Origin of the sequence: Kribbella sp. NPDC023855, assembly GCF_040639475.1 — a bacterium.
In the GTDB taxonomy this organism is placed as follows: domain Bacteria; phylum Actinomycetota; class Actinomycetes; order Propionibacteriales; family Kribbellaceae; genus Kribbella.
In genome coordinates, this window is record NZ_JBFAAA010000009.1 from 39610 (window position 1) to 63834 (window position 24225).

Below are 24225 nucleotides of genomic sequence, written 5' to 3' on the forward strand. Positions count from 1 at the left end.
TTGCAATAGCGAATGTCAAGTCAGCTCAGCCTGGCTTTGCGCGTTCGCTGGTGCGAAGATGGAGGCGTGGAGCAGACCGAGCAGAACCTGCGGCAGCAGACGGAACTGTACGGCGAACCGCTCGGCGTGCTGATGCGCCGGATCGCCGGCACCCTCGGCCTGACCCAGGCCCGGCTCGCCGAGGCGATCGGCCTGTCCGCACCCATGCTGTCGCAACTGATGAGCGGCCAGCGAGTCAAAATCGGCAACCCGGCCGTGGTGTCGCGACTCCAGCGGCTCGATCTGCTCGTGCACCGCGTCAACGAGGAAGGGATCGCGGAGCCACAGATCGCGATGGAGCTGGACGACATTCGCGGCAGCACCGGCGCGTTCACCCGATCGACACCGGCCACCGCCCCGCCGAACTCGATGCCCGCAGCAAGCACCTCACGCCCGGACCCGCGCAGCGTAGTACGGGAGATCCAGGACCTCATCCGCGGTGTCGCCTCGGCCGGCGAAGTCCAGCGGGCCGCGGAGCTGATCGCCACCGAATCCCCCGGCCTCGCCGAGCTCCTCCTCACCTACGGCACCGGCCGGACCGACGACGCCGTGGCCCACTACGAGCGCCACCGCTGACTCATATATCACGGACTAGGTAGACATTCCGGCGTCGTCTCATCCGTTGTCCGGGTGGAATTCGTGCGCGTCAGGCGGCGTTAGCGTCGGGTGGTGGGTCACCCCCACCGAGACCCGAACACCCTGGTTCTAAGGAGACACCTGTGCGCGCCATCAGCGCCTTCCGCCGCCTCGCCGCTCTCGGTACGGCCGTCACCCTGGCCGTCGCGCTGGCAGCCTGCGGCAGCGACGACAAGTCCGATGCCTCCGGCCCCGATCTCGGCCTGCTCCAGGCGGGCACGCTGCGGATCGGTACGCTCACCGACGCGCCGCCCAACGTCTACGTCAAGGACGGCAAGTTCACCGGCTTCGACAACGACCTGATCACCGCGGTCGCGGCGAAGCTGAACCTGAAGCCCGAGTTCGTCGGCACCGACTTCTCCGCCCTGCTCTCGCAGGTCAACGGCGGCCAGTTCGACCTCGGCAGCTCGTCCATCACGGTCACCGAGGCGCGCAAGAAGACGGTTGCCTTCAGCAATGGCTACGACTTCGGCTACCTCGGCCTGAACACCACCAAGACCTCCGGTATCAAGAGTTTCGACCAGCTCGGCGGCAAGCGGGTGGTCGTCGTCCAGGGCACCGTCCAGGACGACTACGCCACCCAGAAGCAGCTGAACCCGGTCCGGGTGCCGAACTACAACGCCGCACTCGGCCAGCTCAAGGCGGGCACCGCCGACGCCTGGGTCTCCCCCGCCGAGATCGGCGAGAAGATGGCCAAGGAGCAAGGTGGCGGCACTGTCATCCTGGCCGCCAAGGAGCTCAGCGACGCCCCGATGGCCTTCGCGGTGGCCAAGAGCAACGACAAACTGCGCGACGCCGTCAACAAGGCCCTCGACGAGGTGATTGCCGACGGCACCTGGACCAAGCTGGTCGAGCAGTACTACCCGGGTCGCGCGGTTCCGGTGAACTTCAAGCCCGGCAGCGGCTCGGTGAAGTTCACCGCGCCGTCGGCCACCCCCGCAGCCGGCTGAGATGGACATCTGGTCCACTCTGAAAGACACCTTCCTCGACTGGGAGTCGATGAAGGCGGTCCTGCCCGAGATGCTGAAGGTGGGGCTGGTCAACACCCTCATCCTCGCCGCCGCCTCGGTCGTGCTGGGCACCGTGCTCGGCATGATCGTGGCGGTGATGGGGCTGTCCCGCCGGCGGTGGCTGCGGTGGCCGGCCAAGATCTACACCGACATCTTCCGCGGCCTGCCGGCGATCCTGACCATCCTGCTGATCGGCCAGGGACTGTCGCCGATCACCCGGCACTGGTGGGGCCCGAACCCGTACCCGCTGGGCATCCTCGCGCTCTCGCTGATCGCTGCCGCCTACATCGGTGAGATCTTCCGCTCCGGCATCCAGAGCGTCGAGAAGGGCCAACTGGAAGCAGCGCGGGCGCTCGGCTTCAGCTACACCTCCGGGATGCGGCTGGTGGTCATTCCACAAGGCGTACGCCGGGTCCTGCCGGCCCTGGTGAACCAGTTCATCGCCTTGGTCAAAGAGTCCAGCCTGGTCTACTTCCTGGGTTTGCTGGCCAGTCAGCGCGAGCTGTTCCGGATCGGTCAGGACTCCGCCGCGACGAACGGCAACCTGTCACCCCTGCTGCTCGCAGGAATCTTCTACCTGATCATCACCGTCCCGTTGACCCACCTGGTCAACTACTTCGACAAGCGGCTGCGTGAGGGCCGCCCCGCCGATCTCGAGGTCGAGGAGCTCACCCATGCCGACCATCGTTGAGGCCGCGGCGAGCCTGGAGCTCACCGGCATCGAGCTTGCCTTTGGCAACAACAAGGTCCTGCGCGGCGTCGACCTCGTAGTACCGGCGGGCAAGACCGCGTGTGTGATCGGCCCGTCCGGGTCCGGTAAGTCGACGTTGCTGCGGGCCACCAATCGGTTGCTCGAACCGGACGCCGGTGACATCAAGCTCGGCGGCGAGTCCGTACTACGCAGCAACCCGGACGAGTTGCGGAGGCGGATCGGGATGGTGTTCCAGCACTTCAACCTGTTCCCGCACAAGACGGTGCTGGAGAACATCACCCTGCCGCTGCGCAAGATCAAGAAGCTGACCACGGAGGGCGCGATCGAGGCGGCCCGCGTGCAGCTCGAACTGGTCGGTCTGAAGGAGAAGGAGTCGGCGCGACCAGGCAACCTTTCCGGTGGCCAGCAGCAACGAGTTGCGATCGCGCGGGCGCTGGCGATGAAACCCGAGGTGATGCTGTTCGACGAGGCGACCTCGGCGCTCGACCCGGAACTGGTGAAGGGCGTGCTGGGCCTGATGGCCGACTTGGCTCAAGCGGGGATGACGATGATCGTCGTCACGCACGAGATGGGATTCGCGCGGCAAGTGTCCGATCAGGTCGCGTTCATGGATCGTGGCGTCGTGGTCGAGTCCGGCGTACCGGAGCAGCTGTTCACGGCGGCCGAGTCGCCACGCCTGCGGCAGTTTCTCTCGCAGGTGCTCTAGTAATTCCGGCCCAACAGGTCGATGGTGGAGAGAGAACCCTTCTTTCGAGGTCTTCACCATCGGCGTCTGGGGGCACCAATGTTTCCTCGTCTGCCGGCCCAAACCGTTGCGCTCGGCATCGGTTTGGGCCTGACCGCCGGTCTCGCGGCGGAGGCGGTACCCGAGCAGCACACGGTGAGCACAACCGCCGCCCCGATGGCACCGCAGGCGGCGGCTGCCCCGTTGGCGCCGCAGGCCGCGACCGCGGCGAAGTACGTGTATCTCACCTTCGACGACGGGCCGCACCCGAAGTGCACTGCGCAGATCCTGGCCATCCTCCGGCGCTACGGCGTCCGGGCGACCTTCTTCCAGATCGGCGAGAACGCGGCGCGCCGTCCGTACCTGACCCGGCGTGCCGACCAGTACGGGCACAGCGTGCAGAACCACACCTGGTCGCACCCGAATCTCCGCAAGGTGCGCTGGTCGACCTTCAAGTCGCAGGTGCAGTCGACGGATCGAGTTCTCCGGCGGCAGACGGGCTACACCCCGCGCTGCCTCCGGCCGCCGTACGGTGCCACCAACAGCGTGGTCGCCAAGCGGGCGGCCGCGCTCGGCAAACGGGTCACGTTGTGGTCGGTGGATACCGGCGACTGGGCCCGTCCCGGTACTTCGGTGATCACCCGGCGGGTGCTCACCAGAGTGCGCAGCGGCTCAGTGGTGCTCATGCACGACGGCGGCGGCAACCGGAGCCAGACCGTCGCCGCGCTGCCGACCATCCTGAGAACCCTCAAGGCGCGCGGCTACACCTTCTACGCGCTCTGGTGCAGCTGAGCGTCCGGTATCCGTGGTAGTTGACGCGGAAGCGGCGTGGATCCCGGTTTTCCCCGGGATCGCGCCGATGGTGGGTGCGTGAGGTAGTGAGGCCACCCACGTTGGAGAGCACGCATGAGCAGTCGTCCGCCGCTCGAAGCCCGCCGGTACGCCGTACTGGCGCTCGCCCTGACCCTGATCGCCGCCCTCGCCGCGCTCGCCGCGTGCAGCCCGGACGCCGGCAAGCCGGTCGCCGCGCTGCCACCGCCCCCGGCGCCGACCAAGTACGTCGCCCTGACCTTCGACGACGGCCCGGATCCGGCCTTCACGCCCAAGATCCTCGACATCCTCGACGAGTACGGCGCGAAGGCGACCTTCTTCGCGGTCGGCAAGGAGGTGGAGAGGGCACCGGAGCTGACCCGGCGCGTCCACGATCGCGGGCACGACGTGCAGAACCACACCTGGTCGCATCCCGATCTGCGCAAGCTCTCCTGGGCGAGCTTCCAGCAGCAGGTCGAGGCCACCGACGGACTCATCCTCGAGCAGACGGACACCACCCCACGCTGCCTGCGACCGCCGTACGGCGGCACGAACAGCGTCGTGAAGAAGCGCGCGTCGGCGCTCGGCAAGAAGCTCGTCCTGTGGACCCTCGACTCCCGCGACTGGACCCGCCCCGGCCAGGCCGCGATCGTCCAGCACGTGCTCACCGCAGTACAGGACGGTTCGGTGATCCTCTTCCACGACGGCGGCGGCGATCGCAGCCAAACCGTCGCCGCTCTGCCGGCCATCCTGAAAGCCCTCAAGGCCAAGGGCTACGGCTTCCGCTTGGCCTGTCGTCCCTGACCAGCTTCAGGACATGGCGGCGATGAGCGGCACCACGTCGGCGATGGACTCGACGATGCGCGTCGGGCGGTAGGGGAAGCGTTCGACCTCGTGTTCGCCGGTGGAGCCGGACAGAACGAGGATGCTCCGCAGGCCGGCTTCGAGGCCGCTGATGATGTCGGTGTCCATCCGGTCCCCGATCATCACCGAGGTCTCGGAGTGGGCCTCGATCCGGTTCAGGGCGCTGCGCATCATCAGCGGGTTGGGCTTGCCGACGAAGTACGGCGCGACGCCGGTGGCGCGGGTGATCAGCGCGGCGACCGAACCGGTGGCGGGCAGCGGGCCCTCGGTGGACGGGCCGGTCGGGTCGGGGTTGGTGGCCAGGAAACGCGCTCCGCCGGCGATCAGCCGGATCGCCCGGGTGATCGCCTCGAACGAGTACGTCCGGGTCTCCCCCAGCACCACGTAGTCCGGCGCGCGCTCGGTCAACACGTAGCCGACCTCGTGCAGCGCGGTGGTCAGGCCGGCCTCGCCGATCACGTACGCCGTACCGCCCGGTCGCTGGTCGTCCAGGAACTGGGCGGTGGCCAGCGCCGACGTCCAGATCGCCTGCTCGGGCACATCGATGCCACCGGCAAGCAACCGGGCGCGCAGGTCGCGAGGGGTGAAGATCGAGTTGTTGGTCAGCACCAGGAACTTCTTGCCCGAGGCCTGCAACGACCCGATGAACTCACTGGCCCCGGGGATCGCGCGCTCCTCGTGCACGAGCACGCCGTCCATGTCGGTGAGCCAGCTCTCCACCGGCTTGTGCTCACTCATCAACGCGCTCCCCCGTCGAGCTTGCTCGCGCCGGCCGCCAGAGTGCGGAGCTGGTCGACCATCAGGTTGGGGTCGTCGGCCTTGTAGACCGCCGAACCGGCGACGAAGACGTCAGCGCCCGCGTCGGCACAGCGCTCGATCGTCTCGGTCGAGACGCCGCCGTCGATCTGGATCCAGATGTCGAGGCCGTGCTTGCTGATCAGCTCGCGGGTCCGGCGGATCTTCGGCAGGCACACGTCGAGGAACTTCTGGCCGCCGAACCCGGGCTCGACCGTCATGATCAGGATCATGTCGAGCTCGACCAGGATGTCCTCGTAGGGCTCGATCGGGCTGGCGGGCTTGAGTGCCATCGCCGCGCGGGCGCCCTTGGCGCGGATCTCGCGGGCGGTCCGGATCGGCGCCCGGCAGGCCTCGGCGTGGAAGGTGACGCTGGCCGCGCCGGCTTCGACGTACCCCGGCGCCCAGCGGTCCGGGTCCTCGATCATCAGGTGGCAGTCGATCGGCTGCGCGACGGCCTTGGCCAGCGACTCCACCACCGGCAGGCCGAGGGTGAGGTTCGGGACGAAGTGGTTGTCCATCACGTCGACATGCAGCCAGTCGGCGTTGGAGACCGCGGCCGCCTCGGCAGCGAGGTTGGCGAAGTCAGCGTTCAGGATGCTGGGCGCGATCTGGATTCCCATGAAACGACAATCTAGATCACCCGGTCCGGTCAGCGAGCCAGGCCCGTACTTCGCCTGTGGTGTGCGCCACGTCGATCCCCGGCGGGAGTGGCGGCCGCTCGATCAGCACAACCGGGATCCCGAGCTCGCGCGCGGCCGTCAGCTTGGCGGCGGTCATGTCGCCACCACTGTTCTTGGTGACCAGTACGTCGATCTGCCGGTTCCGCAGCAGTTCCAGCTCGCCTGCCAGGTTGTAGGGGCCGCGATCCAGCAGCAGCTCGCACCAGGTCGGTACGGGGTCAGGTGGGTCGACACAGCGGGCCAGCGTCCAGAGACCGGTGTCGGCAAAGGCGGCAAGCCCTTGCCGACCGATGGTGAGGAAGACCCGGCGCCCCAGCTTTGGCAGGAGGGTGGCGGCGGCTGGCGCGTCTGGGGTCCGGTGCCAGGTGTCTTCGGGTTGTTGCTGCCAGCCGGGACGGCGTAGTACGAGGAGGGGGAGATTGAGGGTGGTGGTGGCCGCTACTGCGTGGGCGGTCATCGTGGCGGCGAAGGGGTGGGTTGCGTCGACTACTGCGTCGATCCCTTGCTCAGCAAGCCATTGAGTCAGTCCTGCGACGCCACCGAAACCGCCCTGCCGCGACTCCCCCACCGGCAACCGCAGGTCGGAGACGCGGCCCGCCAGCGACGACACCACGTCGTACTCGGACGACAACTCGCCGGCCAGTCGGCGAGCTTCGGTCGTGCCGCCGAGGAGCAGGATTCGGTCAGGCACGACTGCGGGTGGTGGAGTACAGGTGACTGTCGCGGAAGTTGTCGGCGGCAAGGACTTTGCCGACGATGATCACGGCGGTGCGGAGAATGCCGGCGGCGCGGACCTGGTCGGCGATGTCGGCGAGGGTGCCGCGGAGGATGACCTCGTCGTCGCGGGAGGCGCGAGCGACGACGGCTACCGCGCAGTCGGCGCCGTAGTTGGGGGTCAGCTCCTGCACCACTCGCTCGATGTGCTGGACGGCGAGGTGCAGAACCAGGGTCGACTGACTCGAGCCGAGCGTCGCCAGGTCCTCCCCCGGCGGCATCGCGGTTGCGCGCGCCGCGATCCGGGTCAGGATGACCGTCTGGCCGACCTCGGGGACCGTGAGTTCCCGCCGCAGCGAAGCGGCCGCTGCCGCGTACGCCGGTACGCCGGGCGTCACGTCGTACGGGATCCCCAACGCGTCCAGCCGTCGCATCTGCTCGGCCATTGCGCTGAAGACGGACGGGTCGCCGGAATGCAGCCGAGCGACGTCGGCGCCCGCCGAGTGGGCAGCGACCAGTTCGGCGAGGATCTCGTCGAGGTTCAACGAGGCCGTGTCGATCTTGCGAGCGCCGACCGGGCAGTGGTCGAGGAGTTCCACGGGCACGAGCGCACCGGCGTACAGGCAGACGGGTGAGGCGGCGATCAGGTCGCGGCCGCGGACGGTGATCAGGTCGGCCGCACCAGGGCCGGCGCCGATGAAGTGCACGGTCATCGCAGGCTCCTGCCCGTCGGGAGTCGCAGGGTCATCTCAGGCTCATGGCGGTCCGGAGTCGAGGGGCTCACTTGGTCACGCTCCAGATCGTCACGGGCATCGCGGGACGCCAGCCGGTCATCCCGCCCACCGCCGAAGCTCGCTGGACGGCCAGGCGGACGAGGTCGCCACCCAGTTCGGCGTACCAGCGGGCGATCAGCGACTCCGTCTCCAGCGTCACGCCGTTGACGACGAGCCGGCCACCCGGCCGCAACGCCTCCCAGCAGGTCTCGATCACACCGGGCACCGTTGCGCCGCCACCGACGAAAACGGCGTCCGGTGACTCCAACCCGTCCAACGACGATGGGGCCGCACCGACGACGGTACGGACCGCGACTCCGAGCGTGGCTGCATTGCGGTCGAGTCGCTTGGCACGATCCGGGTCCTTCTCGATCGCGACCGCGCGACAACTCGGGTGATGGCGCAACCATTCGATGGCGATGCTGCCCGCGCCGCCGCCGACGTCCCAGAGCAGCTGCCCAGGCACGGGCGCGAGCCGCGAAAGGGTGACCGCACGCACCTCACGCTTGGTCAACTGCCCATCACTCTCGTACGCCGAATCCGGCAAACCCGATGCCGTCGACAACAACTCCGCGCCGTCGTCCGGCCGGCACAGCACGCCGATCACGTTGAGCGCGTCGACCTCGTGGTCCCAAGCGTCAGCCCTGGTACTGCGAACCCGCTCCTCCGCCGACCCCAGCTGCTCGAGGACGGTGAACTCGCTCCCGCCGTACCCCCGAGCCACCAGCATCCCGGCAACCTCGGCCGGCGTATGCGCGCCCCAACTCAGCACCACCAACCGCCGCCCGGGCTGGATGTGCGGCTGCACAAGTTCAAGCGGATGCCCCACGAGACTGACTACCTGCACCTGCTCCTGCGCCCACCCCAACCGAGCACAAGCCAGCGAAACACTCGACGGATGCGGAATCACCCGCACCGCATCAGCTCCCAGCATCCGCGTCAACGTCGTACCGATCCCATGAAACGTCGGATCCCCACTCGCCAACACACAAACCCGCCGCCCCCGATGCTCCGCCAGCAACCCAGGCAACGACTCCGACAACGGCGAAGACCAAGCAACCTTCTTCACCTCACCGTCCGGGACCAAGGCCAACTGACGGGTGCTGCCGAGCAGGACATCGGCGGCCAGCACCGCCTCGCGAGCACTGGGCGAAAGGCTGGGCCAGCCGTCGGCGCCGATGCCTACGACGGTGAGCGGGTCAGGCATTGCCGAGGACCTTGGTGATGGTGATTTCCAGGACCACGCGTTGTGGGTTCTCGCGCGGCTGGCGGTAGCGCTCGGCGTAGCGGCGTACGGCGTCGGCGATCTTCTCGGGATCGTCGCTCAGGACCGCGCGCCCTTCCAGCGTCGACCACCGCCGCCCGTCCACCTGCGTGATCGCGACCGCGGCACCCGCCGAGCCGGTCGCGCGGATCTGCCGGGCCTTGTGCGAGGTCCCCGAGCAGATCACCCGCGCGATCCCGGTCTTCAGGTCCACGGTCGCGCCGACCGGTGTCGCGTGCACGGTCCCGTCCGCGCGCACCGTGCTCAGCACACACAGATGCCGCTCGGTCCAGAAGTCCACGAACGAACCGGGTCGCTCACTCAGCAGTTCCACCCAGTGATCGTAAGCGGCAGCCGTCCTCAGCCCACGTCCCGTCGGCGGAACGAGACGGACCCCACCAGCAGCAGACCCAGCCCGATCGCCGCGAGCACCACCACCGGTGTGGCGGAGAACTCACCACCGGGCAGGCGCGGCGTGTGCGCGTACGGCGAGACGTCCATCACCCCTTGCGGCAAATCGAAGAGCGATCCGAACTGCCCGATCAGCAGGAACGCCCCGAACAGGCCCCACGCCACCGTGACCAGCTTGGGTGCCAGCCCGAAGAGGAGCACCACCAACGCGGTGACCAGCCAGATCGCCGGCAACTGGACAGCGCCGGCGGCCAGCATCCGCGGCAGTTGGCGACCCAGGTTCCCCAGCGACGCACCGCTGGAGATGCCGGACCCGAGACCACCGAGGAGAACCAGTACTCCGGTGCCGAGCAGCGCCATCAGCAGGTGGCTGGCCAGCCACTGGTACCGCGTGACGCCCGTTGCCAGCAGCGGCTCAGCCCGGAGAGCGGACTCCTCGGAGCGGAGCCGGAGCGCCGCCTGGATCCCGTACGCCGAGGCGAGCAACCCCATCATCCCCATCTCGGTCGAGAGGAACGCGTCGGTGAGGCCGTTTACGCCACCGAGTTTCTCCATCAGCTCCTTGGCGCCGTCACTCGTGACGAACCCGTCCACGTTGGAGGCGATGCTGCCGACCAGCAAGCCCAGCAGCAGAAAGGCGAACCCCCACGCGAACAGCGACCCGCGATGCAGCCGCCAGGCCAGCGCCAGAGGTGACCGCAACGAGGGCGCGGCAGTCGCCGGACCGGGCCGCGGCCGGACCAGACCGGCACCAACGTCCCGACGGCGGATCAAGGCGAAGGCAGCGGCCACTAGAACGACCAGCAAGGCGAGCGGAGCCAACGCGACCAGCCAGCGATCACCGGCGTACGGGCGGATCTGCTGGGCCCAGCCGATCGGCGAGAGCCAGGAGATCCAACCGGTGCCGCCGTCCGCGTCCGAGTCGCCGAGAGCGCGCAGTACGTAGCTGACGCCCAGCACGATCGCGGTGAAGCCATTTGCGGTCCGGGCGCCTTCGGTCAGCTGGGCCGTCAGCCCACCGACTCCGGCGAAGACCAGGCCGGCCGAGATCCAGGTGAGGCCGAAGGCGAAGGAGCCGCCCGCCGGCAGACCGGTCCCGATCAGGCTCACCGCGGTCAGCAGGCCCAGCACGATCACGGTGGCGGCCGAGACGATCAACGCGGCCGTGAGGGCGGCGTACCGGCCCAGTACTCCGGCGCTCAGCAGCTCCAGCCGGCCGCTCTCCTCCTCGGCTCGGGTGTGCCGGACCACGAGCATCGCAGCCAGCAGCCCGACCAGCAGGGCGCCGAACGCGGTCAGCTTGAACAACGAGAGCGCGCCGAGCGAGGTGGGGTCGAAAATCCTTCCGTACAAGGAAACCAGGGCCGGTGACGCGTTCGACGTCTCAGCGGCTTGCAGTCGCGACGCCACGTCGGGGTAGAGGTCGATCGACGCCTTGGCCGAGCCGGCGGCCATCGAGACGAAGACCAGGATCCACACCGGCAGGATCACCCGGTCGCGCCGGAGCGCGAGCCGCACCAGGGTCGCAGTACCAGCGAAGTCGTTCATCGCGCGGCCGCCACCGAGTCCGTTGCCGCGGCGACGTCGTCCTCGTAGTGCCGCAGGAAGAGCTCCTCCAGCGTCGGCGGCTGGGCGACCAGGCTCTTGATGCCGCTGGCCGACAGCTGCTTCATCACACCGTCGAGCTGTGCGGTGTCGACCTCGCAGCGCACCCGGTTGCCCTCGATGTCGAGGCTGTGGACACCGGGCAGCTGGGCCAGTCCGTTGGGCGAACCGGCCAGCTCGGCCTGGATCGACGTGCGGGTCAGGTGCCGCAGGTCGGCCAGCGTGCCGGTCTCGACCACCTTGCCGCGGCGGATGATGCTGATCCGGTCACACAGCGCCTCGACCTCGGACAGGATGTGGCTGGACAGCAGCACCGTGCGGTTGCGGCCGCGCTCCTCCTCGATGCACTGGCGGAAGACTTCTTCCATCAGCGGGTCGAGGCCGGAGGTGGGTTCGTCGAGGATCAGCAGCTCGACGTCGGAGGCGAGCGCGGCGACCAGCGCGACCTTCTGCCGGTTGCCCTTGGAGTAGGTCCGGCCCTTCTTGGTCGGGTCGAGGTCGAAGCGGCGCAGCAGGTCGTCGCGCTTCTTCGGGTCCAGCCCGCCGCGCAACCGGCCGAGCAGGTCGATCACCTCGCCGCCGGTCAGGTTCGGCCACAGGTTCACGTCACCGGGGACGTAGGCCAGCCGCCGGTGCAGCGTGGCCGCGTCGCGCCAGGGGTCGCCGCCGAGCAGCGACACGTCACCCTCGTCACCCTTCAGCAGACCGAGCAGGACCCTGATGGTGGTGGACTTCCCGGCGCCGTTCGGGCCGAGAAAGCCGTGCACCTCTCCGGTGGCGACCTCCAGGTCGAGACCGTCGAGGGCGTGCGTACTGCCGTACGACTTGTGCAGTCCGGAGACCACGATGGCTGATGTCATAATTCAGAACATACACTTCATTCAGAAAATTGTGAATCTTGAGAATGTCAGGAGATGATGGGCCGGTGAGCGCACCCAGAGCACGCGACGAGGCCGCCGTCCGGCAGTACGCCGAGCAGTTCGCCAACGTGCTCGTCGACTCCGGCTGGCCGCGGATGCCGGCCCGGATCTTCGCCGCCGTCCTGGGCAGCGAGAGCGGCCGGATGACGGCCGCCGAGTTGTCCGAGCAGCTGCAGGCCAGCCCGGCCGCGATCTCGGGCGCGGTGCGATTCCTGCTGCAGCTGGGGATGGCCAGCCGGGAGCGGGAGCCCGGCAGCCGGCGCGACATCTACGTCGTCCAGGACGACTTCTGGTACCAGAGCATGATGCGGCGCGACCGCCAGCTGGTGCGCTGGGAGGAGATCATCAGGCGGATGCTGGAGAACGCGGGCGAGGGCAGCGAGTCGCAGCAGCGACTTCGAGCCACCTTGGGATTTCTCGAGTTCATCCAGGAAGAGGTCGACGGCATCACCGAGCGCTGGATCAAGCGCAAGGCGGAGATCGACGCGGAGAACAGCTGAGGGCCCGGACGGACGGGCCCCCAGCCGCAAACCGTTCTGACTACCGCAGCGCGGACGCCGCGACGGTGTCGATCGCCTGCTGGAGCAGGGGGTTCACCTTGGTGTTACCGGCCTTCGACTTCGGCAGGTGCACGGACTTGCCGTCCACCGGACCCCTGACCGGGTAGACGGACAGTTCCTCGGGCAGCGGCGTCGTACCGCAGACCTGGTTCTTGCCGGGCAGTTCGCCGGTGAAGACGAACTTGTCACCGATCGCCTCGGCGCACGACGACGCCGAGCCGACGTACTGACCGTGCTGTCCCTCGTCGTCGATCGCCACGAACCGGGTGGCGGCCGAGGTGTCGGTGTGCGTCCGCCAGGCCCCCTCGTACGACGTCGCCGGGTCGAGCTCGCCCTGGACCATCAGCATCCGCGGCGACCCCTTGAGGTCGAGGGTGCGGTCCTGCGGCGCGTACTTCCAGAACGCGCACATCGGGACGCCGTTCATGTAGCCGAAGAAGTCGTACTTCTTCGCCATCTTGTCGGCTTCCTTGAGGTAGAACTTCGGGTCCTTGTTCCAGGCGGTGTCGTTGCAGCGGACCGTGGTACCGATCGCGCCGAGGTTCACCGGCTGGTCACCGGACGTCGCCTTCGCCGCGACCGCGCGGGCATCGGCGATCACACTCTTCATCGAGTCGACCTGGGTCGCCGCCTTCAGGTCCGCCGAAGCGGTCGCGGACACGCCGTACCGGGCACGGAGCGCGGCGAGCGTGTCGTAGGCCTGCAGGTTCGGCGCGAGCCGGGCCCAGGCGCGGTCGACGTGTCCCAGCTCGACCTCACCCGAGTCGGACGGGGCCTTGGCGAACTCGTCGGCGACCAGGATGTCGAGCGTGGCCCGGATGAACCGGGTGTTGCCGTAGATCGCGCTGTAGATCTTGCCGTCCAGGTCGTCACCGCGGACCGAGCTCTCACCGGCCTTGACCAGCGTGGTCAGCGAGGCGCGGATCCCGTTGTACTTCGCGGTCACCTGGGCCGGCGTCTTGCCGAGTCCGGTGATCTGGTCGGCGTGCCGGGCGATCCAGGGGAACAGCTGGGTGTCGCGGCGGCGCTGGCCGGAGAACGGGTCGAAGTTCACGTTGTCCCACTGGGTGTGGGTCCAGTCCATGTTCGAGTCGAGCACGAACCGCCCGACCCGCGACGGGTAGGTGTCGGCGTACCAGCCGCCGAGCCAGGTGCCGTAGCTGTAGCCGATGAAGTTCAGCTGCCGCGCCTTGAACAGGGCCCGGACGAAGTCCATGTCGTAGACGGTCTGCTGGCTGCTGACGAACTGACCGTACTCCGTCGCGGCGCAGGCGTCGGCCTGCAGCTTGGCCTCGGCCACCTCGACCTGGTGGGTGAGCTTCGTGCGCTCCTTGTAGTCCGGCGTCACCGGCAGCGCGTTGAGCGCCTCGGCCGTGGTGATGCACTGCAACGGAGTGCTCTGGCCGAACCCTCGCGGGTCGAAGCCGACCAGGTCGAAGTCGCTGAACAGCTGCGGCTTCTCGGCGGCCAGCGCGGCCGACAGCGAGAGACCGGCGCCACCCGGGCCACCCGGGTTGGTGGTCATCAGGCCCTTCGACGTACCGGTCGCTTTGCTGTGCGAGATGGCGACCTCGATGTCGGGGTGCGCGTCCGGGTGGGCCCAGTCCATCGGGACCTTGACCTTGGCGCAGTTCGTGGTGGGCGCCTGCGGGTAAAGCCGCTTGACCGCGGCATCGAACGAACAGACCGACCAGGTGATCGGCTGGTCGAGATAACGCTGCGGGATGGAAGGAACCGGCGGATCCTTCGGACCGGCAGCGGAGGCTGAGATGGCAGTGGTCGCGGTGAGCAACGGAACTACCAGCGCGACGGCGGCTGCCGTGGCGATCTTGCGAGGGCTGAGCACGCTGAGGTCTCCCTGTGTTCAGGCGGACAGGAAACCAGCAACGTATTCGCCCGACGACCTCCAGCAACAGAGATCAGGCCAACCTCGGTGCTACGTCAAGGGCAAACCCGCAGCTAGTGCCCTGTGTTCGGAGTTATTTGAGTGATTGCGGTGTCCAGGTGCGTGCATCGCGGTGCTTGAGGAGTTTCCTCGATGCGGAGCATCGTGGATGCTCGTCAAGTGCCGTGAGGTGCGTGCCTGGGCGCCCCAAGCGCCAAATAACTCCGGACACAGGGCACTACAGATCGTAAACAGTGAAGATCGTGCAGTAGAGCGGCGGCGACTCGAGCCCCGGATAGTAGAGGCGGCCGGCTTCGTCGGTGATCTTGAAATAGGCCGTCGAGGCACCGATCTGGGACGGCGCCTGCAACCTCATCCGGACCGTCACGATCTCCCCCGGTACTGCGTCCGGCAGGCGTGCGCGCGACGGGGAGCGGAGCCAGCCCGGCGTACCGGCTGCTCCTTGTCTGGTCAGCCAGCGGTCGTGCCAGCGACTCTCGCCGCTGTTGCGGATCTGCCAGGTCTTCTCGAACTCCTCGTCCCGGCAGACCCGGGTGCCGTCGGGAACGGTCTCACCCACGAGTTCTGCCCGGTCCTCAGGGTCGTGATCAGCGGGAACCGAACCGCCCAGCAGCATCGGATGCGGCATCGAGTCGCGCCGGCGCATGTCCCGCATCGAGGTGTCCTTGCCGGCCCGTACTGCGGCGTCGAGCTCCATCAACTGGTTCACCAGCGCGCTGCCGGCACCGAAGGAGTCGTCGTACCACTCGATCAGTTCGCGGCTCGGTTTGGTGTGGCCGCGCTCGACCCGGGACAGGTGTCCCTTGTCCCAGCCGGACAGCACAGCGGCCTTGGTCAACGGGACGCCCGCGGCCTCCCGCAGCTCCCGCATCCGGCAGCCGATCACGAAGCGAGCCTGAGCTGGTCGCACGCCGCACTCCCCGCTCTCACGGTTAGTAATCTACACACTTTATCAAGTGATGGTTATTCAGTTTCCGGTTGCCCGCTGCGACAACGCGATCACTGTCTGATTGTCTGCGGGTCAGCTCGAATTCGCCAAGCAGCGAAAGGAAAACCTCATGAAATCTTTCCTCGCCCGCGCCACCATTACCGCCCTGGCCGGCGCCGCCGCCCTCGTCGGTGCGGTCCTGCCGGCGCAAGCCGCTCCGGCACCCGCCGCGCCGACGGTTGCCAGTGTCACCGCCGTACCGCAGTCCAGGGCGGACAACGCGGTCGCCTGGTTCTCGGCCCGCAACGGTTCGACCGCCTATCAGGGTTACTGCGAGAAGGCCGTCGAGAATGCCTATGGCCGGACCGGAATCTATGCCTCGGCCATTGCGAACTGGAACGACGCCGTACGCCGCGGCGTCGCTCACCGAGGCGACCTGAACCCGCCGAGGGGCGCCCTCGTCTTCTGGAACATCAGCGCTTACGGGCACGTCGGCCTGGCTGTTGGGGACGGCACCTTCTGGGCCACCAGCGTGAACGGCCGGATCGGCAAGGCCCGCTTGCCGTACTTCTCCAGCTACCTCGGCTGGGCCTGGCCGAACTTCTGAGTCGGCGCGGGCGGATCGTTGCCCACTGCGACAACTCCGCCACGCTCTGATTCCCTGCGAGTGTTGCACTCTCCCAGAAGGGAACAATCTCATGCGGACCGCCCTCCTCCGTACCGTCTCCCGTCTCACCGCCACTGCCCTGCTCGGCGGCGTCGCCCTCGTCGGCGGCGCGGCCCTCCCGGCACACGCTGCCACCGGCACCGTGGTCACCGACTCCGGCACCGGGGTGACCATCCGCTCCGGCAACGCCACCACGTTCGGTGCGGTCGGCACTCAACCGAACGGCACCGTCCAGATCGACTGCCAGGTTTACGGCGAACCGGTGACCGGCAAGTACGGCCGCAGCCTGATCTGGGACCACATCCCCGGCAAGGGCTTCATCTCCGACTCCTACGTCAACACCGGCAGCAGCGGTCTGGTCGCGCCGCTGTGCACGAACAACCCCCGCGCCGACAAAGCCATCGCCTGGTACGCCGCCCGCAACGGCTCGACCGCTTTCCAGGGGTACTGCGAGATGGCGGCCGAGAACTCCTACGGCAAGACCGGCATCTGGGCCTCGGCCAAGGCCGACTGGAACGACGCGGTGGCGCGCGGCGTAGCCCATCGCGGTGACCTCAACCCACCCAAGGGCGCCCTGGTCTTCTGGGACCTGGCCGCTCCGTACGGCCACGTCGGCGTCGCCCGCGGCGACGGCTACTTCTGGGCCACCAGCGTCAGAGGCGGCATCGGCCTGGCCAAACTCCCCTACTTCTCCAACTACCTCGGCTGGGCCTGGCCCAACTTCTGAGTGGACCCAGCACCCAGGCGCACCGCCCCTCAAGCGCCTGGGTGCTGTTCCATCCGGGTCAGCCAGTCGCGAACCAAGGCCTGATACAAGCCGCCGTCATCCACCGGCAGATCATGCCCGGCCCGATCCAGTACTGCGTACGTCGCGCGCGGGTAGTCATCCACCAACGGCCAAGCATCGGCGTACCCGGTCATCGTGTCCTGCCGCCCGGTGACGATGAGTGTCGGCACCTCGAGTCGCGCCCGAGGCTCGACGCTCAGCCGGTACTTCGAGACGTCACTCTGGATGCCGCCGAGGAACTCCAGGTCGGCCATCGCCTCCGCCGGGTCGTAGTACAGGTCTTGTTTCACCTGGAGAGCCGAGAGGTAGTCCGCGTCCCAGACCGTTGGGTCGTCGGCAGGAAGCGTTCGCTGCGTGCGATCCACGATCACGCCGGGGACGCGGAGTAGCAGGCCGAGGATGCGGGCGGGGTCGCGGTGGACGATGCCGCGAGCATGCAACGCGCCGGCCGACGTACCGGCGAGGGCGAAGGGGGTTTCGCCCACCACGTCGTCGACGGCGCGAGACAGGACGGCGAGCATGCCGTCCTGGTTGGTGATCCACGGGCGGGACGGTGTTTGGCCGGTGCCGGGTGGGTCGATGTAGATGCGTCGCCAACCGGGGTGTGAGCCGAAGACGGGCTCGTGGATGTCGCGGCCTTCGCCGTTGGCGTTTCCCCAGCCGGGCAGGAAGATGATCGGCCTGCCTTCGCCGAAGGACTCGTAGTAGACCGGCAGGTCGTCAACGTGGCTGATCACTTCGGCAACGCCAGCTCTCCTGAGCCGCGTTGGATCAGTTGGCAGGGGAGGACGATGCGTTGGGGTGGGCGGGTGTCGGTTTTCGAGGCTCGGTCGAGGAGGAGGCGGGCGGCGGTGCGGCCTAGTTCGGCGATGTCGGAGGCAACGACCGTGACAGGGGTCGGCAACATGTCGGCCATGCGGAAGTCGTCGAAGCCGACGACTGCCGGCTCGCCAACTCCAGGCGGCGCTGTGACTTCGCGCAGCGCGCGCAGGACGCCCTCGGTGAGGAAGTTGGTGGAGGCAAACAACGCGGTCGGTGCGTCGGGGCGGTGCATCAGTTCGCGGGTCGCCTTCTCCGCGGCCTCAGCAGTTCCTTCGGGCAACTGGACGACCAGACTCTCGTCGACCTCGACCCCGGCAGCGCGGCAAGCGCGTCGATAGCCCCGCAACCGTCGTCCGGTCGTGTAGTACGACGGCGCGAGCAGGATCGCGATCCGTTCGTGGCCCTGCCGTAGCAGGTGTTCCGTGGCCAGCTTGCCGCCGCCCTCGTTGTCGACCATCACGATGTCGGCCTCGATCCCGTGCGCCGGCCGGTCCACGAACACCACCGGTACCCCGGCCCCGGCCAGGAACGAGTGATCCCCTTGGTCCGGCACGATCATCAAGCCGGCCACCTGACGCCCGATCAGCTCCTGGATCGCCCTCCGCTCCCCCTCGGGATCCTCGTCGACCGAGCCGAGCACGACCGCGAAACCGTCCTGCCCGGCCACCTCGAGCGAGGCCTTCGCGATGGTCGCGTAGAACGGGTTGGTCAGGTCACCGAGCACCAGCGCGAGGCTGGACGACTTCTTGCCCGGCCGGAGCGCCCGGGCGACCTCGTTGCGCTGGAACCCCAGTTCGTCGATCGCGGCCCGCACCCGGCTGGCGGTCTCGTCCCGGACGCCGGCGCCGCCGTTCACCACCCGGGACACCGTGCCCAACCCCACGCCGGCCCGCTTGGCCACGTCGATCATCGTCGGCCGAGCAGACCCGGATTGCTTTGGAAACGTTTCGGACACAGGGTTGACTTCCCTCTCAGGGCACGGCATCGTCACCTCACAGTAAACTTTGGAAACGTTACCGTCCAGGAGGCGGGAGTGAATCGTGACGGACGCCGGAGCCGGATCCGAACGAGAGGGGGCGGCCTCAGCCGGAACGCCGGATCCGATACCAGGGCCGCGTATCTGTTCATCGCACCGGCCATCGTCGGGTTCACCGTCTTCGTGGTCTATCCGCTGGTCCGGTCGTTCTACCTGTCCCTGACGAAGTACAACGGCCTGACCGATCCGGTGTTCGTCGGCCTGGGCAACTTCCGCCGGCTGTTCACCGTCGACCCCGCGTTCTGGCCGTCGCTGCGGGCCACCGCCTACCTGGTGATCCTGTACGTACCGCTGTCACTGGCGATCGGGCTCGCCCTGGCGATGTTCTGCAACCAGCGCTTCGCGGGCGTCCGGATCGTGCGGACGCTGGCTTACCTGCCCGTCGTCCTGCCCGCGGTCGCGACCATCACGCTGTGGAAGTTCATCCTCAATCCCCAAGTGGGACTGGCGAACACCCTGCTGGACAAGCTCGGCGTGCCGACCAGCACCTGGCTGCAGAGCCCGTCGATGTCGATGCCGTCGATCGTGATCGTGATGCTGTGGGGTGTCGGCGGCACGATGATCATCTTCCTGGCCGCACTGCAAGCGGTGCCGACCGAGCTGTACGAGGCGGCCCGCGTCGACGGCGCCGGCCAGTACTCGGTGTTCTTCCGGATCACCCTGCCGATGATCAGCCCGATCATGTTGCTGCAGGTGATCCTGCAGACGACGGCCGCACTGCAGACCTTCAACCAGCCGAAGATCCTCACCAACGGTGGCCCCGGCTTCAGTACCAACGTGTTGATGCTGTCGATCTACAACAACGGCTTCTCCAACCTGGGCCGGGTCCCGCAACTGGGCTACGCCTCGGCCCAGGTGTGGGTGCTGTTCATCGTCATCATCGCCGTGATCGCCCTGACCGCGAAGTTCTCCTCGCTCTGGACCTACAGTGACAACACTCCCGACTGACCCCGCCGAGACCGTCGCCCCCGCGCTGACCCGGGCCGCCGCCCGGCCACGGCGTAGTACCGGCCAACGGCCGCTCCGCGTTACAACGTGGTACGCAACGGCGTTGTTCATCTGCGCGGTGATGATCGTGCCGCTGCTGTGGATGATCACCATCGGCCTGAAGAGCCGCAACGCGGTCTTCGAAGTACCGCCGAGGTTGCTGCCGCACGAGTTCCACTGGCAGAACTTCCTGGACGGCCCGCAGGCGATCCACTTCCCGCGACTGTTGCTCAACTCAACGATCATCACCGTGCTGAGCGTGCTCGGCGGGGTGATGACCGCGATGATGGCCGGGTACGCGCTGGCCCGGCTGCGCTTCCCCGGCCGCAAGCTGTGGTTCTACCTGTTCGTCGGCAGCATGCTGCTGCCCGGCGTGGTGGGGCTGATCCCGTTGTTCCAGCTGTACAAGAGCATCGGCTGGTACGACACCTGGCTGCCGCTGATCGTGCCGGCCTTCTTCGGCGGCAACCCGCTGTTCATCTTCCTGGCCCGGCAGTACTTCCTGGCCATCCCGTACTCGATCGACGAGGCGGCCAAGATCGACGGCGCCGGGCACCTGCGGATCTTCGTCAGCGTGATGCTGCCACTGACCCGGCCGGCCTGGATCACGATGGCCATCCTCGCCTTCCAGGCCTCCTGGAACGACTTCCTCAACCCGCTGGTCTACCTGTACTCCGCCGACAAGTGGCCGTTGTCGGTCGGGATGGCCCAGTTCGTCTCGCCGTTCGCCGGGCAGACGCCGAACTGGAGCTACTACATGGCCACCAACCTGCTCTACATGCTGCCGCCGCTGATCCTGTTCTTCGCCGCGCAGCGCTACTTCATCCAGGGCCTCGGCTCCCTGGGCAGCACGACGCAGAAGTGACTTCACCCCTGAGGAGCTCAACAGTGAAAAGGATCATCGGTACCTCCCTGGCCTGCGCCGGGTTGCTGACCGCAACGGCCGCGTGCGGCGGATCGGACTCCGGCGGCAAGTCCGACGGCCCGGTCACCGTGACGGTGATGACATGGGAGACGCCCGAGACGAACACGGCCATCAAGAAGGCCCTCGAAGGCTTCCAGGACGACAACATCAAGGTCCAGCTGGTCGACACCCCGAGCGGCGGGTACGGCGACAAACTCGCGTCGCTGACCCAGGCGAAGAAGCTGCCCGACCTGTTCTGGTGCGGCAACGACACCGAGCAGCAGTACACCTCACAGGGCCTGCTGGTCGACTGGTCGAAGCGGATCAGCGACGGTGACGGCGACTTCAAGGCGGACAAGTTCGTCGGCTCGGCGATGGAGAACTGGAAGACCGGTGACGGCCAGATGGGTGGCCTGCCGTCGCTGATGAACACCTACGGCGTCTGGTACAACGCCGACGCCTTCAAGGCGGCCGGCATTCCCGAGCCGAAGGCCGGCTGGAGCTGGGACGACATGTACTCCGCCGCCGGCAAGCTGGCCAACAAGGGCGGGGCGAAGTACGGGCTGGTCGCGGACCAGCTCACCTCGCTGGACGCGCCGTTCACGATGAGCATGTACTCGGTGTCCGCTGGTGGCGCACCGTTCACCGACAACGTGAACCGCCCGACCAAGGCCGAGGCGGACGCCAAGTTCACCGAGGGCGTGGAGAAGCTGGCCGCGGCGATCAAGTCCGGCGCGGTCGCACCGCCCGGGTACGACGCGTCGAACGTGCCGGCGCTGTTCTCCGGTGGCAAGGTGCCGATGATGTTCGGCGGTCAGTGGCTGGCGGCTGGGTTCCAGACCGACAAGCCGAAGATCAAGTACGGGTTCGCGCCCTTCCCGCAGGTGAACAGCCCGGCCACGCTGTACGACTCGGTCGGCATCTGCACCCCGCAGTACACGGCGAACGAGGACGCGTCGTACAAGGTGCTCCAGTACATCAACACCAAGGTGTGGGACGCCGTGCTGCCGGCCTCGCCCGTTGCTCCGCCGGCCTACACGCCGGCGCAGGACAGCTACTTCAAGGCTCTGACCAAGGCCGGGCAGACCACCGTCGTCGACACGGTGAAGGCGGACCTCGCGACCGAGAAGACCGTCGGGGTTCGCTTCACCACCCAGTGGGCGTCCCAGGTCGGTGACCTGACCACCGCGATGTACCAGCCGATCCTGACCGGCAAGAAGCCGGTCTCGGACCTGCAGGCCTACGTCGGCAAGATCAACGACCTGATCAAGTCCCAGGGCTAGACGGTCACCAGCGGAGACCCGGCGAGGAGCTTGAGCTTCTCCCGGGTCTCTTCGTTGTCCGGGGTGAAGGTGACCATCCGCGGCCGGGCCGGTCCGGGCTCGAGCCACAGGCTGGTCGACGTCAACTGCAGCAACCCGTACTGCGGGTGGCGATAGGTCTTCATCTGGCTGCCGGCGCGCAGGACGTCGTGGCGGTCCCAGTACTCGCAGAACTCCGGCGATGCCGCCTGGAGCCGGCTGAGCAGCGCCTTCCAGCTCGGGTCGCCGAGGTGCTCGGTCATCGAGGCGCGGAACTTGGCGGCCATCAGCCGCTGCACCTGCTCGACCGAGATCATCCGGGACTTCCACTCGTCGTTGGTGAAGCCGAGCCAGATCACGTTGCGGTCCTCGGGCGGGATCGCGTCGAGGTCGCACATCAGCCGGCTGAACGGCTCGTTGTAGGCGAGGATGTCGTACCGTCCGCTCTGCACGCAGGCGGGCAGCGGGGTCAGCTGGTCGAGGTGTTCGCGGATCGCGGCGGTGATCGGCAGGTACCCCGCGGCCGGGCTCGGGTCGATCGAACCGGCGAGCCCGAACAGATGCTCCCGCTCGCTCTGGTCCAGCCGGAGAGTGCGCGCGATCGCGTCCAGCACCTCGGCCGACACCTGGATGTCCCGCCCCTGCTCGAGCCAGGTGTACCAGGTGGTCCCGATCGCGGCCAGCTGCGAGACCTCTTCCCGCCGAAGCCCCGGAGTACGCCGCCGTCGTCCTCGCGGCAACCCGACCTCTTCGGGCGTCAACCGCTCCCGCCGGCTCCGCAGGAAGGTCGCCAACTCCGCCCGCCGCTGGTCACTCACACCACCAGCATGAGCCCTGCACGATCCTGGTACAAGGTAGTAGTTGTACCAGGATAAAGACACTCTGGTACCACCCTGACCCGACGGCGATCGTCAACCTTATGACCGACATCGCCTCCTCACCCACCGCACCACCTTCCACGGCTCCATCCAATCCCAGCTCTTTGTCCGGGGCTGGGCTGTTCGCTTTGTTGACTTGCGCGTCTCTGCCGATCCTCGACTTCTTCATCGTGAATGTGGCGTTGCCGTCGATGGGGCGCGAACTGCGGGCGGGGCCGGCTCTGCTGGAGTTGGTGGTTGCGGGGTATGGCGTCGCCTTCGCGGTCCTGCTCGTCCTCGGCGGCCGGCTCGGTGACACCTTCGGCCGGCGCAAGCTGTTGCTGATCGCGATGACCGCCTTCACCCTCAGCTCGCTCGCCTGCGGTCTGGCACCCACCGCCGAAGTGCTCGTCGCGGCCCGCATCGTGCAAGGCGCCTCCGCCGCGCTGCTCAACCCACAGGTCCTCGCCACCATCGCCGCCACCACCTCCGGCGACCGCCGCAACCGCGCGGTCAGCCTGTACGGCGCGATGGCCGGTGTCGCGATGGTGGTTGGTCAGATCGTCGGTGGCCTCCTCGTCGCCGCCGACCTCGCGGGCACCAGCTGGCGAGCCGTCTTCCTCGTCAACGGCCCGATCGGCCTGCTCGGCTTCCTGCTCGCCTGGCGCACCGTCCCGGACACCAAGTCCGACCGCCCGGCACCGATCGATGCCGCCGGCACCGTCCTGCTGGCGGTCGCCCTGACCGCACTGCTCGTACCGCTCAGCGAGGGCCGGGCCGCCGGCTGGCCGCTCTGGTCCTGGATCTGCCTGGCCATCTGCCCGCTGGCAACCATCGCCTTCCTCCGGATCGAACGGCGCAAGGAGGAAGCCGGTCAGCTCCCGCTCCTGCCGCCCAGCCTGTTCGGCTTCGCCGGAGTACGGATCGGCATCGGTCTGATGGCGCCGTTCATGATCGCCTTCGGCGGCTTCATGTTCGTGATGGCCATCGCGCTGCAGCAGGGCCTGCGGTTCGGTCCGGTCCAGGCCGGCCTCACCCTCGCCCCACTGGCCGTCACCCACCTGGCGGCCTCACTCATCGGCCCACGCCTGGTCAGCCGCTTCGGTAGCCGGGTCATTCACGTCGCGGCGTCGATCCACTTGGTCGCCGTGGTCGTGCTGGGGGTGACGGTACTGCGCGGCTGGCCGAACGTGACCGCTCTCGACCTCGCCCCCGGACTCGCCCTGTGGGGGATCGCCTCCGGCTCGCAGATCCCGATGTTCCTGCGCATCGTGCTGGCCGATCTTCCCCGTGACCGCGCTGGTGTCGGCAGCGGAGCGCTGATCACCTTCCAGCAGGCATCGCTCGCGCTGGGCGCTGCCGTGATCGGCACGCTGTTCCTCTCCCTGGAAGCGGCCCAGGGCGACCCGGGCAAGGCGATGGCCGAAACCCTCGCCGCCCTGGCCGCCCTGGTGATCCTCACCCTGACGATCAGCACCCGCCTCCCCCGCCGGCTTTGATCAGGTTGCTT

Annotated in this window: 26 protein-coding genes; 13 read left to right on the forward strand and 13 right to left on the reverse strand. The window is 67.9% G+C overall.

The window, feature by feature from the left end:
• The first annotated feature begins 66 nt into the window (after window positions 1-66).
• From AB0F51_RS27400 to AB0F51_RS27425, 6 genes are all read left to right on the forward strand, one after another.
• Window positions 67-615: a DNA-binding protein gene (locus AB0F51_RS27400; RefSeq protein ID WP_360284527.1), complete on the forward strand. Its 549-nt coding sequence runs from the start codon at window positions 67-69 to the stop codon at window positions 613-615.
• Window positions 616-758: 143 nt separating this feature from the next.
• Window positions 759-1625 carry an ABC transporter substrate-binding protein gene (locus tag AB0F51_RS27405; protein ID WP_360284528.1) on the forward strand — a complete coding sequence of 289 codons (867 nt, stop codon included), beginning with the start codon at window positions 759-761 and terminating at the stop codon, window positions 1623-1625.
• 1 nt (window position 1626) lies between these two features.
• Window positions 1627-2376 carry an amino acid ABC transporter permease gene (locus tag AB0F51_RS27410; RefSeq protein ID WP_360284530.1) on the forward strand — a complete coding sequence of 250 codons (750 nt, stop codon included), beginning with the start codon at window positions 1627-1629 and terminating at the stop codon, window positions 2374-2376.
• Entirely contained in the window at window positions 2360-3103 is a 744-nt protein-coding gene (locus tag AB0F51_RS27415) for an amino acid ABC transporter ATP-binding protein (protein ID WP_360284532.1), read from the forward strand. Before AB0F51_RS27410 ends, AB0F51_RS27415 begins: the two co-directional genes overlap by 17 nt.
• Window positions 3104-3277: 174 nt before the next feature.
• The gene (locus AB0F51_RS27420) at window positions 3278-3913 is read left to right on the forward strand and encodes a polysaccharide deacetylase family protein (protein ID WP_360284533.1); all 636 of its coding nucleotides are present in this window, start codon (window positions 3278-3280) and stop codon (window positions 3911-3913) included.
• A gap of 114 nt (window positions 3914-4027) precedes the next feature.
• The gene (locus AB0F51_RS27425; protein ID WP_360284535.1) at window positions 4028-4735 is read left to right on the forward strand and encodes a polysaccharide deacetylase family protein; all 708 of its coding nucleotides are present in this window, start codon (window positions 4028-4030) and stop codon (window positions 4733-4735) included.
• A gap of 6 nt (window positions 4736-4741) precedes the next feature.
• Here the strand turns inward: AB0F51_RS27425 and AB0F51_RS27430 are convergent, their stop codons facing one another.
• From AB0F51_RS27430 to AB0F51_RS27465, 8 genes are all read right to left on the reverse strand, one after another.
• Window positions 4742-5533: an HAD-IIA family hydrolase gene (locus tag AB0F51_RS27430; protein WP_020393043.1), complete on the reverse strand. Its 792-nt coding sequence runs from the start codon at window positions 5531-5533 to the stop codon at window positions 4742-4744.
• Window positions 5533-6213: a ribulose-phosphate 3-epimerase gene (gene rpe / locus AB0F51_RS27435; RefSeq protein WP_360284537.1), complete on the reverse strand. Its 681-nt coding sequence runs from the start codon at window positions 6211-6213 to the stop codon at window positions 5533-5535. Before rpe ends, AB0F51_RS27430 begins: the two co-directional genes overlap by 1 nt.
• A gap of 16 nt (window positions 6214-6229) precedes the next feature.
• On the reverse strand, window positions 6230-6964 hold the full coding sequence (locus AB0F51_RS27440) for a cobalt-precorrin-6A reductase (RefSeq protein ID WP_360284539.1): 735 nt from the start codon (window positions 6962-6964) through the stop codon (window positions 6230-6232).
• The gene (cobM, locus tag AB0F51_RS27445) at window positions 6957-7700 is read right to left on the reverse strand and encodes a precorrin-4 C(11)-methyltransferase (protein WP_360284541.1); all 744 of its coding nucleotides are present in this window, start codon (window positions 7698-7700) and stop codon (window positions 6957-6959) included. The genes AB0F51_RS27440 and cobM overlap by 8 nt, the downstream gene beginning before the upstream one ends.
• Window positions 7701-7767: 67 nt before the next feature.
• Entirely contained in the window at window positions 7768-8967 is a 1200-nt protein-coding gene (gene cbiE, locus AB0F51_RS27450) for a precorrin-6y C5,15-methyltransferase (decarboxylating) subunit CbiE (protein WP_360284542.1), read from the reverse strand.
• Window positions 8960-9358: a TIGR03618 family F420-dependent PPOX class oxidoreductase gene (locus AB0F51_RS27455; protein WP_360284543.1), complete on the reverse strand. Its 399-nt coding sequence runs from the start codon at window positions 9356-9358 to the stop codon at window positions 8960-8962. The genes cbiE and AB0F51_RS27455 overlap by 8 nt, the downstream gene beginning before the upstream one ends.
• Window positions 9359-9384: 26 nt before the next feature.
• Window positions 9385-10983: an ABC transporter permease gene (locus tag AB0F51_RS27460; protein ID WP_360284544.1), complete on the reverse strand. Its 1599-nt coding sequence runs from the start codon at window positions 10981-10983 to the stop codon at window positions 9385-9387.
• Window positions 10980-11900, reverse strand: coding sequence for an ABC transporter ATP-binding protein (locus AB0F51_RS27465; protein ID WP_360284546.1), 921 nt, complete (start codon window positions 11898-11900; stop codon window positions 10980-10982). Before AB0F51_RS27465 ends, AB0F51_RS27460 begins: the two co-directional genes overlap by 4 nt.
• Before the next feature lie 65 nt (window positions 11901-11965).
• On the opposite strand from AB0F51_RS27465, the gene AB0F51_RS27470 reads away from it, so the two are divergent.
• On the forward strand, window positions 11966-12460 hold the full coding sequence (locus AB0F51_RS27470; RefSeq protein ID WP_360284547.1) for a MarR family transcriptional regulator: 495 nt from the start codon (window positions 11966-11968) through the stop codon (window positions 12458-12460).
• Between the two features lie 40 nt (window positions 12461-12500).
• Here the strand turns inward: AB0F51_RS27470 and AB0F51_RS27475 are convergent, their stop codons facing one another.
• Together AB0F51_RS27475 and AB0F51_RS27480 are read right to left on the reverse strand one after the other, a co-directional pair.
• The gene (locus AB0F51_RS27475) at window positions 12501-14366 is read right to left on the reverse strand and encodes an alpha/beta fold hydrolase (RefSeq protein ID WP_360284548.1); all 1866 of its coding nucleotides are present in this window, start codon (window positions 14364-14366) and stop codon (window positions 12501-12503) included.
• A 277-nt stretch (window positions 14367-14643) separates the two neighbouring features.
• A complete protein-coding gene (locus AB0F51_RS27480) occupies window positions 14644-15336 on the reverse strand; it encodes an NBR1-Ig-like domain-containing protein (protein WP_360284550.1) in 693 nt (230 codons plus the stop codon).
• Window positions 15337-15484: 148 nt separating this feature from the next.
• On the opposite strand from AB0F51_RS27480, the gene AB0F51_RS27485 reads away from it, so the two are divergent.
• A complete protein-coding gene (locus AB0F51_RS27485) occupies window positions 15485-15961 on the forward strand; it encodes a CHAP domain-containing protein (protein ID WP_360284551.1) in 477 nt (158 codons plus the stop codon).
• Between the two features lie 91 nt (window positions 15962-16052).
• Window positions 16053-16748: a CHAP domain-containing protein gene (locus AB0F51_RS27490; RefSeq protein ID WP_360284552.1), complete on the forward strand. Its 696-nt coding sequence runs from the start codon at window positions 16053-16055 to the stop codon at window positions 16746-16748.
• Between the two features lie 29 nt (window positions 16749-16777).
• Here the strand turns inward: AB0F51_RS27490 and AB0F51_RS27495 are convergent, their stop codons facing one another.
• A complete protein-coding gene (locus tag AB0F51_RS27495) occupies window positions 16778-17545 on the reverse strand; it encodes an alpha/beta hydrolase (RefSeq protein ID WP_360284553.1) in 768 nt (255 codons plus the stop codon).
• Window positions 17542-18540 carry a LacI family DNA-binding transcriptional regulator gene (locus AB0F51_RS27500; protein ID WP_360284555.1) on the reverse strand — a complete coding sequence of 333 codons (999 nt, stop codon included), beginning with the start codon at window positions 18538-18540 and terminating at the stop codon, window positions 17542-17544. The genes AB0F51_RS27495 and AB0F51_RS27500 overlap by 4 nt, the downstream gene beginning before the upstream one ends.
• Window positions 18541-18663: 123 nt before the next feature.
• On the opposite strand from AB0F51_RS27500, the gene AB0F51_RS27505 reads away from it, so the two are divergent.
• The 3 genes from AB0F51_RS27505 to AB0F51_RS27515 are packed head-to-tail and all read left to right on the forward strand — an operon-like array spanning window position 18664 to window position 21840.
• Window positions 18664-19614 carry a sugar ABC transporter permease gene (locus AB0F51_RS27505; RefSeq protein WP_360284556.1) on the forward strand — a complete coding sequence of 317 codons (951 nt, stop codon included), beginning with the start codon at window positions 18664-18666 and terminating at the stop codon, window positions 19612-19614.
• Complete coding sequence (locus tag AB0F51_RS27510) at window positions 19595-20518, forward strand: carbohydrate ABC transporter permease (RefSeq protein ID WP_360284557.1); 924 nt, start codon at window positions 19595-19597, stop codon at window positions 20516-20518. Before AB0F51_RS27505 ends, AB0F51_RS27510 begins: the two co-directional genes overlap by 20 nt.
• Window positions 20519-20541: 23 nt before the next feature.
• On the forward strand, window positions 20542-21840 hold the full coding sequence (locus tag AB0F51_RS27515) for an extracellular solute-binding protein (RefSeq protein ID WP_360284558.1): 1299 nt from the start codon (window positions 20542-20544) through the stop codon (window positions 21838-21840).
• On the opposite strand, the gene AB0F51_RS27520 is transcribed toward AB0F51_RS27515, so the two are convergent.
• Window positions 21837-22676: a helix-turn-helix transcriptional regulator gene (locus AB0F51_RS27520; protein ID WP_360284559.1), complete on the reverse strand. Its 840-nt coding sequence runs from the start codon at window positions 22674-22676 to the stop codon at window positions 21837-21839. The genes AB0F51_RS27515 and AB0F51_RS27520 overlap by 4 nt on opposite strands.
• 101 nt (window positions 22677-22777) lie before the next feature.
• Between AB0F51_RS27520 and AB0F51_RS27525 the strand changes: the two genes are divergently transcribed.
• The gene (locus tag AB0F51_RS27525; protein WP_360284561.1) at window positions 22778-24214 is read left to right on the forward strand and encodes an MFS transporter; all 1437 of its coding nucleotides are present in this window, start codon (window positions 22778-22780) and stop codon (window positions 24212-24214) included.
• Window positions 24215-24225: the final 11 nt, after the last annotated feature.

Excerpts from the sequence above, each read along its gene's own strand:
- AB0F51_RS27410 (WP_360284530.1), top strand. The coding sequence starts at position 1,627 with ATGGACATCTGGTCCACTCTGAAAGACACCTTCCTCGACTGGGAGTCG.
- AB0F51_RS27415 (WP_360284532.1), top strand. The coding sequence starts at position 2,360 with ATGCCGACCATCGTTGAGGCCGCGGCGAGCCTGGAGCTCACCGGCATC.
- AB0F51_RS27425 (WP_360284535.1), top strand. The coding sequence starts at position 4,028 with ATGAGCAGTCGTCCGCCGCTCGAAGCCCGCCGGTACGCCGTACTGGCG.
- AB0F51_RS27430 (WP_020393043.1), bottom strand. The coding sequence starts at position 5,533 with ATGAGTGAGCACAAGCCGGTGGAGAGCTGGCTCACCGACATGGACGGC.
- rpe (WP_360284537.1), bottom strand. The coding sequence starts at position 6,213 with ATGGGAATCCAGATCGCGCCCAGCATCCTGAACGCTGACTTCGCCAAC.
- cobM (WP_360284541.1), bottom strand. The coding sequence starts at position 7,700 with ATGACCGTGCACTTCATCGGCGCCGGCCCTGGTGCGGCCGACCTGATC.
- cbiE (WP_360284542.1), bottom strand. The coding sequence starts at position 8,967 with ATGCCTGACCCGCTCACCGTCGTAGGCATCGGCGCCGACGGCTGGCCC.
- AB0F51_RS27460 (WP_360284544.1), bottom strand. The coding sequence starts at position 10,983 with ATGAACGACTTCGCTGGTACTGCGACCCTGGTGCGGCTCGCGCTCCGG.
- AB0F51_RS27465 (WP_360284546.1), bottom strand. The coding sequence starts at position 11,900 with ATGACATCAGCCATCGTGGTCTCCGGACTGCACAAGTCGTACGGCAGT.
- AB0F51_RS27485 (WP_360284551.1), top strand. The coding sequence starts at position 15,485 with ATGAAATCTTTCCTCGCCCGCGCCACCATTACCGCCCTGGCCGGCGCC.
- AB0F51_RS27490 (WP_360284552.1), top strand. The coding sequence starts at position 16,053 with ATGCGGACCGCCCTCCTCCGTACCGTCTCCCGTCTCACCGCCACTGCC.
- AB0F51_RS27500 (WP_360284555.1), bottom strand. The coding sequence starts at position 18,540 with ATGATCGACGTGGCCAAGCGGGCCGGCGTGGGGTTGGGCACGGTGTCC.
- AB0F51_RS27525 (WP_360284561.1), top strand. The coding sequence starts at position 22,778 with ATGACCGACATCGCCTCCTCACCCACCGCACCACCTTCCACGGCTCCA.